Here is a 13,938-nt window from a genome sequence, read left to right as displayed (position 1 = left end):
CCGGCCGTGCTGAAGGCGACCCTGCGCGGTTTCCTCGCGCACAAGGGACGGCTCCTCCTGTCCGCTCTCGCGGTGGTGCTCTCGGTGGCCTTCGTGGCCGGTTCGCTGATCTTCTCGGACACCGTGGCGCGCACCTTCGACCGGCTCTTCGCCTCGACGTCGGCCGATGTGACCGTCTCCCCGAAGAAGCAGATCGACACCGCGCTGCCGTCCGGCGAGACACCCACCGTGCCGGCCGCACTCGCCGCCCAGCTCGCCCACGTCGACGGCGTCGCGGCGGCCCGCATCGACGCGGCCGTCTCCAACATCACCATCGTCGATGCCCATGACAAGGCCGTGGGGCCGACCACCGGCGGGCCCACGATCGCCACCAACTGGTATGTCACCAAGCGCAGTCCGGTGAAGCTGACGAGTGGTCATGAACCGAGCGGGCCCCACGAGGCGCTGCTCGACAAGGACACCGCGGACAAGAAGAAGGTGCGGATCGGCGACACCCTGACGGTGCTGGCCGGGCCCGGTTCGTTCAAGGTGGGCGTGGTCGGGATCGCCACGTTCACCACCACCAACCCGGGCGCGGCGCTGGTCTTCCTGGACACCCCGACCGCCCAGACCCGGCTGCTCGGCAACGCGGACGCGGCGACCGGCATCTCGGTCGACGCGGCCCCGGGCGTCAGTGACGACGTACTGAAGCAGCGCATCGCGGACCGGCTCGGCGGACGGTACGAGCTGAAGACGGCGGCCGAGCAGGCGACGTCCGACGCCGCGCGGCTCGGCGGGTTCCTCGATGTCATCAAGTATCTGATGCTGGGCTTCGCGGGCATCGCGGTGCTCGTCGGGATCTTCCTGATCGTCAACACGTTCTCGATGCTGATCGCCCAGCGCACCAGGGAACTGGGCCTGTTGCGGGCACTGGGTGCGGACCGCGGGCAGGTGCGCCGCTCGGTGCTCCTGGAGGCGCTCCTTCTCGGCCTGGTCGGATCGACGCTCGGTCTCGCCGCGGGCGTCGGGCTCGCCGTCGGGCTCATCGCCCTGATGAGTCTGTTCGGGATGAACCTGAGCGCCGCCGAGATGGTGTTCAACTGGCCTACCCCGGTGGCCGCTTACGCGGTGGGTGTCGGCGTGACGTTCGTCGCCGCCTATCTGCCTGCTCGCCGGGCGGCCAAGGTCTCCCCCATGGCCGCACTCGTCGATGCCGAAGTGGCGGGCGCCGGGCGGCCGTTGCGGGTACGGGCCGTGGTGGGCGCGCTGCTCGGCGCGGCCGGAGCGGCGGCTCTGGCGGGCTGCGCGGCCAGCACCAAGGCATCAACCGCCTCGTCCCTGCTGGGACTTGGGCTCGTGCTCACTCTGATCGCGACCGTCGTCGCGGGTCCGCTTCTGGTGCGGCCGGTGATCCGGGTGCTCGGCGGGGCGTTCCCCAAGGTGTTCGGCCCGGTGGGCCGGATGAGCCAGCGCAACGCCCTGCGCAACCCGCGGCGTACCGGAGCGACCGCCTCCGCCCTCATGGTCGGCATTGCCCTGGTCACCGGGCTCTCGGTCGCCAGCACCTCGATGTCCAAGTCCTTCGACCAGCAGATCGACCGGGTCCTCGGCGCGGACTTCGTCGTCCAGAACGCCAACTTCCAGCCGTTCCCGCAGGAGATCACCGAGCGGATCCGGGCGACGCGGGGCGTGGGCACGGTGGTGCGCCAGCGGTTCGCACCCGTGCGGGTCACCCTGCCGGACGGCAAGAAGACCGACACGACGGCGTCCGGCTACGACCAGCGGCTCGACGACGTGGCCCATCTGACGTACGCGAGCGGCGGCACCGCGCAGGCGCTCGCCGCCGACGGCCTCGCGATGGACAAGACGTACGCCCAGGACCACGACGTGCGGATCGGCGACTCGCTGCCCGTGCTGTTCTCCTCCGGGCAGCAGGCACGCCTGACCGTGGCGGCACTGACCGACATGAACCAGGGAAGCGGCGGATTCGGGACCGAGGGCGCCTTCTTCATGGGCCTGCCCACGCTGGAGCGGTATGTGCCCGGCGGCCAGGACGCCGCCGTGTATGTGAACGCGGCGAGCGGCACACCCGCCGACCAGCTGCGCGCCGCACTGAAGACCACACTGAACTCGTATCCCCAGGTCCAGGTACGGGACCAGAGCGACTACAAGAAGCTGGTGCACGACCAGATCGCGGTGCTGCTCTACCTGGTGTACGCGCTGCTCGGCCTGGCCATCGTGATCGCGGTGCTCGGCGTGGTCAACACCCTTGCCCTGTCCGTGGTCGAGCGGACCAGGGAGATCGGGCTGCTGCGGGCGATCGGGCTCTCGCGGGTGCAGCTGAGGCGGATGATCCGGCTGGAATCCGTCGTGATCGCCGTCTTCGGCGCACTGCTCGGGCTCGCCCTGGGCATGGTGTGGGGGGTGGCGGTGCAGCGGGTGCTCGCACTCCAGGGCCTCACCGCGTTCGCGGTGCCGTGGTCGACGATCGTCGCGGTCGCGGTGGGCTCGGCGGTCGTCGGTCTGGTGGCGGCGCTGCTGCCCGCGCTGCGGGCCTCGCGGATGAATGTGCTCGCCGCCATCGCACACGAGTAACTCCCCGAAGATGGAGGAGAGTTGATGACCCGTCCGTTCCGTTTCGCTGTGAACATGGTGACCCCGGCGGTGGGCGGGGAGTGGCGCAAGCGCTGCCGCCGGGCCGAGGAACTGGGCTACGACGTGATCCAGGTGGCCGACCACCTCGGCATGCCCGCGCCGTTCCCCTCCGTGGTGGCCGCCGCGTACGCCACCGAGCGGCCCCGGGTCGGGCCCTTCGTGCTCAACGCCGCGTTCTGGACGCCGGCGCTCCTCGCCCGCGAGATCGCCACGGTGGACGCGCTGACCGACGGCCGCCTGGAGGTCGGGCTCGGCACCGGATACGTACGGGAGGAGCACGAGCGGGCCGGGGTCGCCTGGCGCACGCCGGGCGGCCGGGTCGACCATCTCGCCCGTACGGTAAGGGAGTTGGAGCGCCTGCTGGGCGACGAGGCTCACGCGGCGCAGCTCGTGCAGCGGCCCCGGCCTCCGCTGCTCATCGGCGCCAAGGGCGACCGGATGCTGCGGCTGACCGCCGAGCACGCGGACATCGCCGCGTTCACCGGGGCGCGGACCTCGCCCGTCGACGGGACGCTCACCGTCATGAACGCCGACGACCTGGCGGAGCGGGTCGCCACCTACCGGAGGCTGGCCGCCGGGCGCGAGACTCCGGCCGAGCTCAACCTGCTGATCCAGTGGGTGTCCGTGACCCGGGACCGGCGGGCCTCGGTGCGCGAAGCTCTGCACCGCCTTCCCTATCTGACCGAGGGCGAGATGCTCGACCTGCCGATGCTGCTCATCGGCACGGTGCGGCAGATGGCCGACCAGCTGCGCGCCCAGCGGGAGCGCTACGGCTTCTCCTACCTCACGGTCCTCGACTCGTACATGGAGGAGTTCGGGGCGGTGATCGAGGAGCTGCGCGGCGAGTGAGCGGGCACCCGCGTCGATCGGCATCCGTATGGCAAAACGGTTCGCCACGGATCACGGCCCGGTGGTGGGATGAACACCATGAACGAATTGCGCATCCGGGCCGCCGGGCCCGAGGACCTGGACGCGGTCCTTGCCTTCTGGAAGACGGCCGCCGAGGGCACCAGCATCAGCGACGACCGCGAGGGCGTCGAACGCCTCGTCGCCCGTGACCCCGAGACGCTGATCCTGGCGGAGTCCGGCGGCGATCTCGTCGGCACGGTGATCGCGGGCTTCGACGGCTGGCGCTGCCATCTCTACCGCCTCGCCGTCCACCCGGACCACCGCCGCAAGGGCATCGGCGGGGCGCTGCTCGCCGCGGCCGAGGACCGGTTCGTCGCGCTCGGCGGGCGTCGCGCGGACGCCATGGTGCTCGTCCGCAACGAGCTCGCCCAGCACGCCTGGCAAGCCGCGGGCTAACGGCCCGAGGAGCAGTGGCGCCGCTGGGTGAAGCCGCTGGGCTGACCGGCCGGGCCCGCTTCTCTTTGCCAGTGCTTTACCATGGGGGGACCTCTACCCCTCGACTGAAAGGTGTGAGCGTCCGCCCATGGGCGAGCCTCCCAGTACCAGCACCGCCGCGCGACACCGCGCGCACCGCCTCCGCCTGGCCGATCATGGGACGGAGGTGACCCGATGACCGAAGTGCTCCTCCTTCTGGCGGCCGTACTGCTCTCGCTGGTCTGCGCGGTCTTCGTCGCGGCCGAGTTCTCCCTCACCACCGCCGAGCGCAGCGATCTGGAGCGGGCCGTCGAGCGCGGCGAACGAGGTGCCTCCAGCGCGCTGAAGGCCGTCCGGAGCCTCACCTTCCAGCTGTCCGGCGCCCAGCTCGGCATCACCGTGACAGGCCTCGTCATCGGCATGATCGCCAAGCCGTCGATCGCCAAGCTCCTGACCGGCCCGCTCGAAGCGCTCGGCCTGTCCACGACGACCGCGAGCTCGGTGGCCCTGGTGCTCGGCATGGTGCTCTCCACCGTGTTCCTGATGGTCGTCGGCGAGCTGGTCCCCAAGAACTGGGCGATCTCCTCGCCGCTCGCCGTCGCGAAGGTCGTCTCGGCCCCGCAGCGCGCGTTCAGCGCGGCCTTCCGCCCCCTGATCAGCCACCTCAACACCACGGCCAACCACCTGGTGCGCCGCTTCGGCCTGGAGCCCGCCGAGGAGCTGGCCTCCGCGCGCAGCCCGCAGGAGCTGGTCGCCCTCGCCCGGCACTCGGCCAAGGAGGGCGCCCTGGAGGCGGACACCGCCGAACTGTTCGTGCGGACCCTCAGCCTCGCCGAGCTCAACGCGGAGAACGTGATGACGCCCCGCGTGCAGGTCACCGCGCTCGACATCCAGGCCACCGCAGAGGACGTCGCGAACGCGACCCGCGCCACGGGCCTGTCCCGCTTCCCCGTGTACCGGGGCAGCCTCGACTCGGTCGTGGGCATCGCGCACATCAAGGACGTCCTCGCGGTGCCGGCCGAACGCAGGCGCCTGTACCCGGTGACGTCGTTGCTGCGCGAGCCGCTGCTCGTCCCCGAGACGCTCACCGTGGACCGGCTCCTCGACCAGCTGTACGGCAAGCGCACCATGGCCGTCGTCATCGACGAGTACGGCGGCACCGCGGGCGTCGTCACCCTGGAGGACATCGTGGAGGAGGTCGTCGGCGAGGTCCGCGACGAGCACGATCCGCACGAGACCCCCGACCTCGCCCCCGCCGGGCAGGACGCCGACGGCCGCACCCTGTACTCCGCCGACGGCGCCGCCCGCGACGACCAGCTCGCCGCCATCGGCCTGCGTGTGCCGGACGGACCGTACGAGACCCTCGCCGGTCTGGTGGCGACCGAACTCGGCCGGATTCCGACGGTCGGCGACCGTGTGGACCTGGCCGGCTGGCGCATGGACGTCGTCGACGCGTCCGGCCGGCGCGCGGCCCGCGTCCTGCTGCACGCACCCCTCAACCCCGAGGACGACGAGGAGGCCGGCCGATGATCATCGCGATCCAGATTCTGATCGGGCTGGCGACCCTGGTCGTCAACGCCTTCTTCGTCGGCGCCGAGTTCGCCCTGATCTCGGTGCGCCGCAGCCAGATCGAACCGCTCGCCGAAAACGGCAACCGCCGCGCCCGCAGCGTCATCTGGGGCCTGGAACACGTCTCGGCCCTGATGGCCGCGGCGCAGCTCGGCATCACGCTGTGCACCCTGGTGCTCGGTGTGGTCGCCGAACCGGCCATCGCGCACCTGGTCGAGCCGGTCTTCGACGCGGTGGGCGTGCCGGACGGGCTGATCCACCCGGTGTCGTTCGTGCTCGCCCTCGCGGTCGCCACGTATCTGCACATGCTGCTCGGCGAGATGGTGCCGAAGAACATCGCGCTGGCCGAGCCCGCGCGCACCGCGCTGCTGCTCGGCCCGCCGCTGGTGACGCTGGCGCGGGCGCTGCGCCCGGCGATCTTCGCGATCAACGCCTTCGCCAACACCGTCCTGAAACTGCTCAGGGTGGACGTCAAGGGCCATGTCACGTCGACCTTCTCGGACGACGAACTGGCCCGCCTGGTGACCGACGCGGGCGATGCCGGGCTCCTCGACGACCGGGCGGCCGAGCGCCTGCACGACGCCCTTGAGCTGGGACGACGGCCCGTTCGGGACGTGGTCGTGCCGCTGGACAAGGTGGTACGGGCCGCGGTGGGCACCACCCCGGAGGAGCTGGAGCGGCTCGCCGCGAGCTCCGGCTTCTCGCGCTTCCCGGTCGTCGACGAGGAGAGCCGCATCCTGGGCTATCTGCACGTCAAGGACGCCCTGGACGCGGCGCCGCGCGAGGTGGCCTTCCCCGTCGCGGCGCTGCGCCCGATCGCCCGGGTGCGCGCCGCGACCCCCCTCGACGACGTGCTGACCGCGATGCGGCGCAGCCGTACGCACCTGGCGGCGGTCCTCGGCGAGGAGGGCAAGCTGGCGGGCCTGGTCACGATGGAGGACGTGCTGCGGGAGCTCGTGGGCCCGCCTGCGGCCGCGGCCTAGCCGGTCACTGAACGGGCTTGGCGGCAGGGGTCGGGTTCGTGGTCTCGGTGAGGCCCGGGCCCGGCTGCCCCAGCTGCGAGGAGCCGACCGCCATCAGGACGGCGAGCACCGCTGCCATGCCCGCGGTCGCGAAGGCCGCGGTCCAGTGGACGTCGAGGAGGTTGGTCGCGCCGGCCGTCAGGACGGCGGCGAGCGCCTGGGCGAAGGTGCGGATGGCACGCTCGGCGGTGGCCTTCCAGAAGGCCGCGGTGAACAACATCGACGCTCGCTCTCTCGACGGCCGGTTCCGGCCGGGTTCCAAAAAGTTGATGTGCTCCTGGCATACCGCGGAACGGGCTCCGCCGAAAGGGCCTGGTCGGCCTCCTTGTGATCACGGTCCCCACGAGGGATTCGGTGCCCCCGGGCCGCCATGGCTACCGCGCGGTACGATCGCTCCGCCATGGAGATGAATGCCTCATACACCAGCTTTGCCGCGATCGGGGACTCCTTCACGGAGGGCATGTCCGACCGGCTTCCCGACGGCTCCTACCGCGGCTGGGCCGACGTGCTCGCCACCCGCCTCGCGGCCCGCACACCCGGCTTCCGGTACGCGAACCTGGCCGTGCGCGGCAAGCTCATCGGGCAGATCGTCGAGGAGCAGGTGGCCGCGGCGGCCGCGCTGCGCCCGGACGTCATCACCCTGGTCGGCGGCCTCAACGACACCCTGCGCCCCAAGTGCGACATGGGCCGGGTGCGCGGACTCCTCACGGAGGCGGTCGAACAGCTCGCCCCCGCCTGCAAGCACCTCGTCCTGATGCGCAGCCCGGGCCGCAACGGCCCGGTCCTCGACCGCTTCCGCCCACGCATGGAAGAGCTTTTCTCGTACGTCGACGAACTGGCCGAGCGGCACGGCGCGTTGGTCGTCGACCTGTACGGCGCGCCGGTGCTCGGCGATCAGCGGCTGTGGGACGTGGACCGGCTGCATCTGACGGAGGACGGGCACCGCAGGGTGGCCGAGGCGGTCTGGCAGACGCTGGGCCTGGAGGCCGGGGACGACTGGCGCTCGCCCCTGCCGCCCGCCATCCGCCCCGGCTGGGTCGCGAGCCGGACGGCCGACCTGAGCTTCGCCCGCCGGCACCTGGTGCCCTGGATCGGGCGCCGCGTCACCGGCCGCTCCTCCGGCGACGGCCGCAGCGGCGCCCACTTCGACGCCGCGCGGGGGCAGGCGTTCTGGGTCACGCCGGGGAACGCGGCTGCTGCGGGGCCGGTGTCGGGGTGGGTCCGGGTCGAGGACTGACCCATCATCAACTGGGCTTCCCAGGACCGGAGTTGTGGGTTCGGCGGCTCATGCCTGGCGCCACCGGGAGCGCGAAGACCCGTCGGCCCGTCACCCTGCCGTGCTCGGCTCCGGCACCCGGGCCGCGAGGAACCGGGTGGTACGGCGGAGCCGGAAGCCCAGCGACTCGTACAGCCTGATGGCGGTGGTGTTGGTGGCCGCGGTGTGCAGGAACGGGGTTTCGCCGCGCTCCCTGATGCCGAACGCGACCGCGCGGACCAGGCGGGAGCCGAGGCCCTGGCCACGGAACGCGTCGTCGGTGCACACCGCGCTGATCTCGGTCCAGCCCGGCGGGTGCAGCCGCTCCCCGGCCATCGCGATCAGCCGGCCCTCGCGGCGGATGCCGAGGTAGGTGCCGAGCTCCACGGTGCGGGGCAGGAACGGCCCGGGCCGGGTGCGCTCCACGAGGGCGAGCATCTCGGGCACGTCGTCCGCTCCGAGCCGTACCGCCTCCTCGTCGGGGCGGGCGTCCACCGTCTCGTCGACGAGCTGGACGCCCTCCAGGTCGAAGGTGATCTCCCAGCCCTCGGGCAGCGCGACCCGCACCCCCGGGAGCGCCACTTCCGCGCCGGGCCCGGCGAGCGCGGCCAGGTCCGCCCAGTCGTCGGCGTCCGGGTCCTCGGGCAGCCCCAGCCAGGGCGATACGTCGGTCTCGTAGCGCAGCACCCTGCCGCGGGCCTCGGCGAACCGCGCGTGCGGCCCGGTCAGCGAGGCGTACGCGGGGTTGTCCAGCGGGTGCGCCGGGGTCTCGGTGCGGACGGACGCGTCGGGCATGATCTCCTCGCTCGGAATGTCGGGATCTCGGCATGGGGCGACGTCGGGTGCGCCCTTATGGGAAAGATCCGATTCCGGTCACGCATTCCCGGACGGCCGGATTGTTCACAAGGCGGACATGATCCCGGGTACGCGTCGAGTGATCGTTCTTGGCATGCTGGGGGCATGTCGTCCCCCGCGCTCATCGACCTCGTCGACCAACTGCTCGCCGGCTCCGGCCCCTTGCCGATCGTCGCCGCCGGCGACCCCGTGCTGCGCCGGCCCGCCGAACCGGTGGACGACCGCCTGGACCGCAAGCGCCTCGCCCGGCTGATCGAGGCGATGCGCGAGACGATGCTCGCGGCCCCGGGCGTCGGCCTCGCGGCACCTCAGGTGGGCCTGCCGCTGCGGCTCGCGGTCATCGAGGACGCGGCGGAGGTCTCCGAGGAGATCAGGCAGGCCCGTGGCCGCATCCCGCAGCCGTTCCGGGTCCTGGTCAATCCGTCGTACGAGCCCGTCGGGCCCGGCCGGGCCGCATTCTTCGAGGGCTGCCTGAGCGTGCCGGGCTGGGGCGCGGTCGTGGCCCGGCACGCGAACGTACGGCTGCGTGCGCTCGACGAGCAGGGCCGCACGGTGGACGAGGTGTTCACCGGCTGGCCCGCCCGCATCGTCCAGCACGAGACCGACCATCTCGACGGCACGCTGTACCTGGACCGCGCGGAGCTGCGCTCGCTGTCCTCGCGGGAGGCGATGGCCGACCGCTGGGCCCAGCCCACCCCGGCCGCCGCGGCCGAGGCCCTCGGGTTCGAGCTCGGCGACGTCTCGGACCGGTGAGAGCGGCCGTCACGCGAGCCGACCGAGCGAAGCCGAGAGCAGAACTTGGGGGAGCGACCAGCCCCCACCGGCCCGCGGATGAAGCACTCCCCCTTCCCGCGGAGCGCTTCGTAGCAAGGCACAAACCGGGGTGGGGCGCTGGCCTGCAGAAATCGCCAGTAGACTCTGGACACGTGACTGCTGTGTCTGCGAAGCCTCGCATCCCGAACGTTCTGGCCGGCCGCTACGCCTCCGCGGAGCTCGCCGTCCTCTGGTCCCCCGAGCAGAAGGTCAAGCTGGAGCGCCAGCTGTGGCTCGCTGTGCTGCGTGCCCAGAAGGACCTGGGGATCGAGGTGCCCGAGGCCGCACTCGCCGACTACGAGCGCGTCATCGACCAGGTCGACCTCGCCTCCATCGCCGAGCGCGAGAAGGTCACCCGGCACGATGTGAAGGCCCGCATCGAGGAGTTCAACGCGCTGGCCGGCCACGAGCAGGTCCACAAGGGCATGACCTCGCGCGACCTCACCGAGAACGTCGAGCAGCTCCAGATCCGGCTCTCCCTCGAACTGATGCGGGACCGCACGGTGGCGGTCCTCGCGCGCCTCGGCAGGCTGTCCGGCGAGTACGCCGAGCTGGTCATGGCCGGGCGCTCGCACAACGTGGCCGCGCAGGCCACGACGCTGGGCAAGCGTTTCGCGACCGCGGCCGACGAGCTGCTCGTGGCGTACGGCCGCCTGGAAGACCTCCTCGCCCGCTACCCGCTGCGCGGCATCAAGGGCCCGGTCGGCACCGCTCAGGACATGCTCGACCTGCTCGGCGGAGACGCCTCGAAGCTGGCCGACCTGGAGCAGCGCATCGCGAGCCACCTCGGCTTCGCCCACGCCTTCACCTCGGTCGGCCAGGTCTACCCGCGCTCCCTCGACTACGACGTGGTGACGGCGCTGGTGCAGCTGGCCGCCGCGCCGTCCTCGGTCGCCAAGACGATCCGCCTGATGGCCGGGCACGAGCTGGTCACCGAGGGCTTCAAGCCCGGCCAGGTCGGCTCGTCCGCGATGCCGCACAAGATGAACACCCGCTCCTGCGAGCGCGTGAACGGCCTGATGGTCATCCTGCGCGGCTACGCCTCGATGACGGGCGAGCTGGCGGGCGACCAGTGGAACGAGGGCGACGTCTCCTGCTCGGTGGTCCGCCGGGTCGCGCTGCCCGACGCGTTCTTCGCCTTCGACGGTCTGCTCGAAACCTTCCTGACGGTGCTCGACGAGTTCGGCGCGTTCCCCGCCGTCGTCGCCCGCGAGCTGGACCGCTACCTGCCCTTCCTGGCCACGACGAAGGTCCTCATGGCCGCCGTCCGCGCCGGGGTGGGCCGCGAGGCCGCGCACGAGGTCATCAAGGAGCACGCCGTCGCCTCCGCCCTCGCGATGCGCGAGCAGGGTGCCGAGCGCAACGAACTCCTCGACAAGCTGGCCGCCGACGAGCGCATGCCGCTCGACCGCGCCCAGCTCGACGACCTGATGGCCGACAAGCTGTCCTTCACCGGTGCGGCCGGCGACCAGGTCACCGCCGTGGTCTCCCGCATCGAGGAGATCGTCAAGCAGCACCCCTCGGCCGCCGGTTACGCCCCGGGCTCGATCCTCTGATCCCGCACCCGTGCTGAGCCCCGAGGAACTCCAGGCCGCCCGCGACACCGTCATCCCCGACGTGATCGCGGGCGGTCTGTCCGTGCTGTTCTGCGGCATCAACCCGAGCCTGATGTCGGGCGCCACCGGCCACCACTTCGCCCGCCCGGGCAACCGCTTCTGGCCGGTACTGCACCTGTCCGGCTTCACCCCCAGGCAGTTGAAGCCCTCCGAGCAGGGCGAGCTCCTCTCGTACGGTCTCGGCATCACCAATGTGGTGGCCCGGGCCACGGCTCGGGCCGACGAACTCGACGCCGAGGAGTTCCGCGAGGGCGGACGCCTGCTGGCGGCGAAGGTCGATCGGCTCCGGCCCGACTGGCTGGCGGTTGTGGGCGTCACCGCGTACCGCACGGCTTTCGGTGACCGCCGGGCCAGGATCGGCCCGCAGGAGCACACGATCGGCACGACCCGGGTGTGGGCACTGCCCAATCCCAGCGGGCTGAACGCGCACTGGACTGCTCAGACGATGGCCGAGGAGTACGGGAAGTTGCGTGTGGCTGCGGCGGGGAGCCTCGGCTAGGCCCCTCACTGCGGTACGGCACTTCGGGTGCGGGCCGTCCGCGGCTGGTCACGCAGTTCCCCGCGCCCCCTTCGGGGTGCGCCTCCCGGCAAAGAGGCTGGCACCCTGCTCGCTAGGGCGGGTCCACCTCCGTCACCGTCACGCTCAGGTCCCAGCCCGGGCCCTCCGCCTCCAGGTCGAGGCCCACGGCTATCCATCTGCCCTCGATCCGCCACAGGTTCAGGAAGTCGAAGCCGATGGCGAACTCCGCCCAGGGCTCCGGTATCGCCTCGCCCGCGACCAGCCGGGCCTGGGCACTCCATAGGCTTATCCACTGCGGTTCCTCCCAGCGTCGGGTGAGCTCGGCCACCAGGGCGTCGTGGTCGGCGACGCATTGGGCGCGTTTTTCCAGTCGGTCCGTCAGGTCCTCCCATTCCTCCTCGTCGGCGCTCAGGCATGCGGAGTGGTATCCCGGGCCGCTCACTTCCGCGCCGCTTCGGCTGCGCTCCGCGGGGAATGCCCGGGAGCGCAGCCGGTCGATGTGCTGGAGATACAGAGCGGTGGTCATGTCGTCAGTAAACCGCCCGGCACTGACAATTGGCGTGCCGTCAGCCGCTGGACGGCTGCCATCCGGTCAGGCGTCGCGGCGCCGCAGCGCCCACCAGCCGACGGCTGTCGCGAGCGCCGTCCAGGCCGCCAGGACGGCCATCCCGCTCCACGGCCCGAGCGTCCCCGCCGGGGCCTGGAGCAGGATCTGCCGGCCCGCCCGGTCCGGCAGGAAGTCGGCCGCGCCGCCGCCCTGCGACACGTCTCCCACCACGAACGGGAGGATCAGGAACAGCGGCACGAGCACGCTCAGCGCGCCGGTGACACTGCGCAGCAGGGCGGCGACCCCTGCCGAGAGCAGGCTGACCAGGGCCAGATAGAGGGCGCAGCCGACGACCGCGCGCAGCGCGCCCGGATCCGCGATGCCTATGCCGAAGCCCCGGTCCATCAGCGCCTGGCCGCCGAGGAAGCTGATCAGGCTGGCCACCAGGCCGACCGCGAGGACGCATCCGCCGATCACCGCCAGCTTGGCGCCGTAGAACAGCGTCCTGTTGGGCACGGCCGCCAGGGATATCCGGATCCCCGCGTTCTTGTATTCACCCGCCATGGCTATGACGCTGAAAATGACCGCTGCCAACTGCCCGAAATTCAGGCCGTAGTAGGAGAACAGCACCGGGTCGAAGTCCGTGCTGCCGGGCTGCGGGCGGCCGAGCGCGGCGCAGATGAGGAGGGAGAGGCCCGCCGTCGCCACGGGGACGGTCAGCAGGGAACCCATCAGGGAGCGCAGCGAACGGACCTTGATCCACTCGGTGTGGAGTACCGCGGGGAACGACATGGCCTAGGCCTCCTGGGTCTGCGGGGCGCGAGAGGATGCGTACTCCGCCTGGTCGGCGGTCAGATCGAGGTACGCCTCCTCCAACGTGCCTTCTTCATTGGCGAGTTCGAGAATGGGGATGCCCTCGTGTGCTGCGATCGGGCCGATCTCGTCGACGCGTGCGCCCTCCACCGTCCAGACTCCGCCCTCTCCCTGGACCGGGTCGAAGCCCTTGCCCAGCAGGAGAGTCCGCAGCCGGGCGCCTTCGGTGGTGCGCAGCCGGACCCTGGGCCGGATCCGGGAGTCGATGAAGTCCTGCATCGGGGTGTCGGCGAGGAGCCGGCCACGGCCGAGGACGACCAGGTGGTCGGCGAACGAGGCGGTCTCGTTCATCAGGTGGCTGGAGACGAGCACCGTCCTCCCCTCCCGTGCGAGGCCGCGCATCAGCTCCCTTGTCCAGATGATCCCTTCGGGGTCCAGGCCGTTGGACGGCTCGTCCAGGATCACCACAGCCGGGTCACCGAGGAGGGCGGCCGCGATCCCGAGCCGCTGCCGCATCCCGAGCGAGAACGTCTTGATCCGGCGGCCCGCGACCCCCGCGAGCCCGGCTTCCTCAAGGACCTCGGCCACGCGCCTCACCGGTATGCGGTTGCTCGCCGCGAGGGCCAGCAGATGGCTGCGGGCCGTGCGGGAGCCGTGCGCGGCCTGCGCGTCGAGCAGGGCGCCGACCGCGCGCAACGGCTCCGTCAGGTCCGCGTACCGGCGGCCGCCGATCAGTGCGGTGCCGGACGTCGGCCGGTCGAGGCCGAGCAGGATGCGCAGGGTGGTGGACTTGCCCGCGCCGTTGGGGCCGAGGAAGCCGGTCACCCGGCCGGGCTCGACCGCGAAGGTGAGCCGGTCCACGGCTCGCGTGGTGCCGTACTCCTTGCGGAGCTCTTGGACGTCGATCCTTGTCATGCCCCAAGCGTCGCCGTCCACGCAGGTCAGCCGCCTCCCCCGGCAGTGGGGAGCTT

Annotated in this window: 14 protein-coding genes; 9 read left to right on the top strand and 5 right to left on the bottom strand. The window is 71.7% G+C overall.

The window, feature by feature from the left end:
- Positions 1–6: 6 nt before the first annotated feature.
- The 5 genes from ACSHXC_RS32980 (at position 7) to ACSHXC_RS32960 (ending at position 6,509) form a co-directional block, all read left to right on the top strand.
- The gene (locus ACSHXC_RS32980; protein ID WP_438295013.1) at positions 7–2,574 is read left to right on the top strand and encodes an ABC transporter permease; all 2,568 of its coding nucleotides are present in this window, start codon (positions 7–9) and stop codon (positions 2,572–2,574) included.
- 24 nt (positions 2,575–2,598) lie between these two features.
- A complete protein-coding gene (locus tag ACSHXC_RS32975; protein ID WP_438295012.1) occupies positions 2,599–3,483 on the top strand; it encodes an LLM class F420-dependent oxidoreductase in 885 nt (294 codons plus the stop codon).
- A gap of 78 nt (positions 3,484–3,561) precedes the next feature.
- Positions 3,562–3,939: a GNAT family N-acetyltransferase gene (locus tag ACSHXC_RS32970; RefSeq protein WP_438295011.1), complete on the top strand. Its 378-nt coding sequence runs from the start codon at positions 3,562–3,564 to the stop codon at positions 3,937–3,939.
- A gap of 213 nt (positions 3,940–4,152) precedes the next feature.
- Positions 4,153–5,487, top strand: coding sequence for a hemolysin family protein (locus tag ACSHXC_RS32965; RefSeq protein WP_438295010.1), 1,335 nt, complete (start codon positions 4,153–4,155; stop codon positions 5,485–5,487).
- A complete protein-coding gene (locus tag ACSHXC_RS32960; RefSeq protein WP_438295009.1) occupies positions 5,484–6,509 on the top strand; it encodes a hemolysin family protein in 1,026 nt (341 codons plus the stop codon). Before ACSHXC_RS32965 ends, ACSHXC_RS32960 begins: the two co-directional genes overlap by 4 nt.
- Before the next feature lie 4 nt (positions 6,510–6,513).
- Here ACSHXC_RS32960 and ACSHXC_RS32955 read toward each other — a convergent pair whose 3' ends face one another.
- Entirely contained in the window at positions 6,514–6,768 is a 255-nt protein-coding gene (locus ACSHXC_RS32955; protein ID WP_438295008.1) for a holin, read from the bottom strand.
- A gap of 180 nt (positions 6,769–6,948) precedes the next feature.
- Between ACSHXC_RS32955 and ACSHXC_RS32950 the strand changes: the two genes are divergently transcribed.
- Complete coding sequence (locus ACSHXC_RS32950) at positions 6,949–7,785, top strand: SGNH/GDSL hydrolase family protein (protein WP_438295007.1); 837 nt, start codon at positions 6,949–6,951, stop codon at positions 7,783–7,785.
- 90 nt (positions 7,786–7,875) lie between these two features.
- Here ACSHXC_RS32950 and ACSHXC_RS32945 read toward each other — a convergent pair whose 3' ends face one another.
- Positions 7,876–8,598, bottom strand: a complete 723-nt coding sequence (locus ACSHXC_RS32945; protein ID WP_438295006.1) for a GNAT family N-acetyltransferase — start codon at positions 8,596–8,598, stop codon at positions 7,876–7,878.
- Between the two features lie 165 nt (positions 8,599–8,763).
- Here ACSHXC_RS32945 and def point away from each other — a divergent pair, with 165 nt between their 5' ends.
- The 3 genes from def to mug all read left to right on the top strand — a co-directional run bounded on the left by def (position 8,764) and on the right by mug (position 11,586).
- Positions 8,764–9,411 (top strand): peptide deformylase, encoded by a 648-nt coding sequence (def, locus tag ACSHXC_RS32940; protein WP_438295005.1) that lies wholly within the window; start codon positions 8,764–8,766, stop codon positions 9,409–9,411.
- 173 nt (positions 9,412–9,584) lie between these two features.
- Positions 9,585–11,027 carry an adenylosuccinate lyase gene (gene purB, locus ACSHXC_RS32935; RefSeq protein ID WP_438295004.1) on the top strand — a complete coding sequence of 481 codons (1,443 nt, stop codon included), beginning with the start codon at positions 9,585–9,587 and terminating at the stop codon, positions 11,025–11,027.
- Between the two features lie 13 nt (positions 11,028–11,040).
- A complete protein-coding gene (mug, locus tag ACSHXC_RS32930) occupies positions 11,041–11,586 on the top strand; it encodes a G/U mismatch-specific DNA glycosylase (RefSeq protein ID WP_438296964.1) in 546 nt (181 codons plus the stop codon).
- Positions 11,587–11,698: 112 nt separating this feature from the next.
- On the opposite strand, the gene ACSHXC_RS32925 is transcribed toward mug, so the two are convergent.
- The 3 genes from ACSHXC_RS32925 to ACSHXC_RS32915 all read right to left on the bottom strand — a co-directional run bounded on the left by ACSHXC_RS32925 (position 11,699) and on the right by ACSHXC_RS32915 (position 13,882).
- Positions 11,699–12,133 carry a hypothetical protein gene (locus tag ACSHXC_RS32925; RefSeq protein ID WP_438295003.1) on the bottom strand — a complete coding sequence of 145 codons (435 nt, stop codon included), beginning with the start codon at positions 12,131–12,133 and terminating at the stop codon, positions 11,699–11,701.
- A gap of 66 nt (positions 12,134–12,199) precedes the next feature.
- Positions 12,200–12,946 carry an ABC transporter permease gene (locus ACSHXC_RS32920; RefSeq protein ID WP_438295002.1) on the bottom strand — a complete coding sequence of 249 codons (747 nt, stop codon included), beginning with the start codon at positions 12,944–12,946 and terminating at the stop codon, positions 12,200–12,202.
- 3 nt (positions 12,947–12,949) lie between these two features.
- Positions 12,950–13,882 carry an ABC transporter ATP-binding protein gene (locus ACSHXC_RS32915; RefSeq protein ID WP_438295001.1) on the bottom strand — a complete coding sequence of 311 codons (933 nt, stop codon included), beginning with the start codon at positions 13,880–13,882 and terminating at the stop codon, positions 12,950–12,952.
- Between the last annotated feature and the right edge of the window lie 56 nt (positions 13,883–13,938).

The sequence above is a fragment of the Streptomyces sp. HUAS TT7 genome (assembly GCF_051550175.1).
Lineage (GTDB): Bacteria > Actinomycetota > Actinomycetes > Streptomycetales > Streptomycetaceae > Streptomyces.
The sequence above is the reverse complement of the archived record's forward strand: the minus strand, read 5'-3'. Positions and strand labels throughout refer to the sequence as shown.

Excerpts from the sequence above, each read along its gene's own strand:
- ACSHXC_RS32965 (WP_438295010.1), top strand. The coding sequence starts at position 4,153 with ATGACCGAAGTGCTCCTCCTTCTGGCGGCCGTACTGCTCTCGCTGGTC.
- def (WP_438295005.1), top strand. The coding sequence starts at position 8,764 with ATGTCGTCCCCCGCGCTCATCGACCTCGTCGACCAACTGCTCGCCGGC.
- ACSHXC_RS32920 (WP_438295002.1), bottom strand. The coding sequence starts at position 12,946 with ATGTCGTTCCCCGCGGTACTCCACACCGAGTGGATCAAGGTCCGTTCG.
- ACSHXC_RS32950 (WP_438295007.1), top strand. The coding sequence starts at position 6,949 with ATGGAGATGAATGCCTCATACACCAGCTTTGCCGCGATCGGGGACTCC.
- ACSHXC_RS32925 (WP_438295003.1), bottom strand. The coding sequence starts at position 12,133 with ATGACCACCGCTCTGTATCTCCAGCACATCGACCGGCTGCGCTCCCGG.
- ACSHXC_RS32960 (WP_438295009.1), top strand. The coding sequence starts at position 5,484 with ATGATCATCGCGATCCAGATTCTGATCGGGCTGGCGACCCTGGTCGTC.
- ACSHXC_RS32975 (WP_438295012.1), top strand. The coding sequence starts at position 2,599 with ATGACCCGTCCGTTCCGTTTCGCTGTGAACATGGTGACCCCGGCGGTG.
- ACSHXC_RS32970 (WP_438295011.1), top strand. The coding sequence starts at position 3,562 with ATGAACGAATTGCGCATCCGGGCCGCCGGGCCCGAGGACCTGGACGCG.
- ACSHXC_RS32915 (WP_438295001.1), bottom strand. The coding sequence starts at position 13,882 with ATGACAAGGATCGACGTCCAAGAGCTCCGCAAGGAGTACGGCACCACG.
- ACSHXC_RS32945 (WP_438295006.1), bottom strand. The coding sequence starts at position 8,598 with ATGCCCGACGCGTCCGTCCGCACCGAGACCCCGGCGCACCCGCTGGAC.
- ACSHXC_RS32955 (WP_438295008.1), bottom strand. The coding sequence starts at position 6,768 with ATGTTGTTCACCGCGGCCTTCTGGAAGGCCACCGCCGAGCGTGCCATC.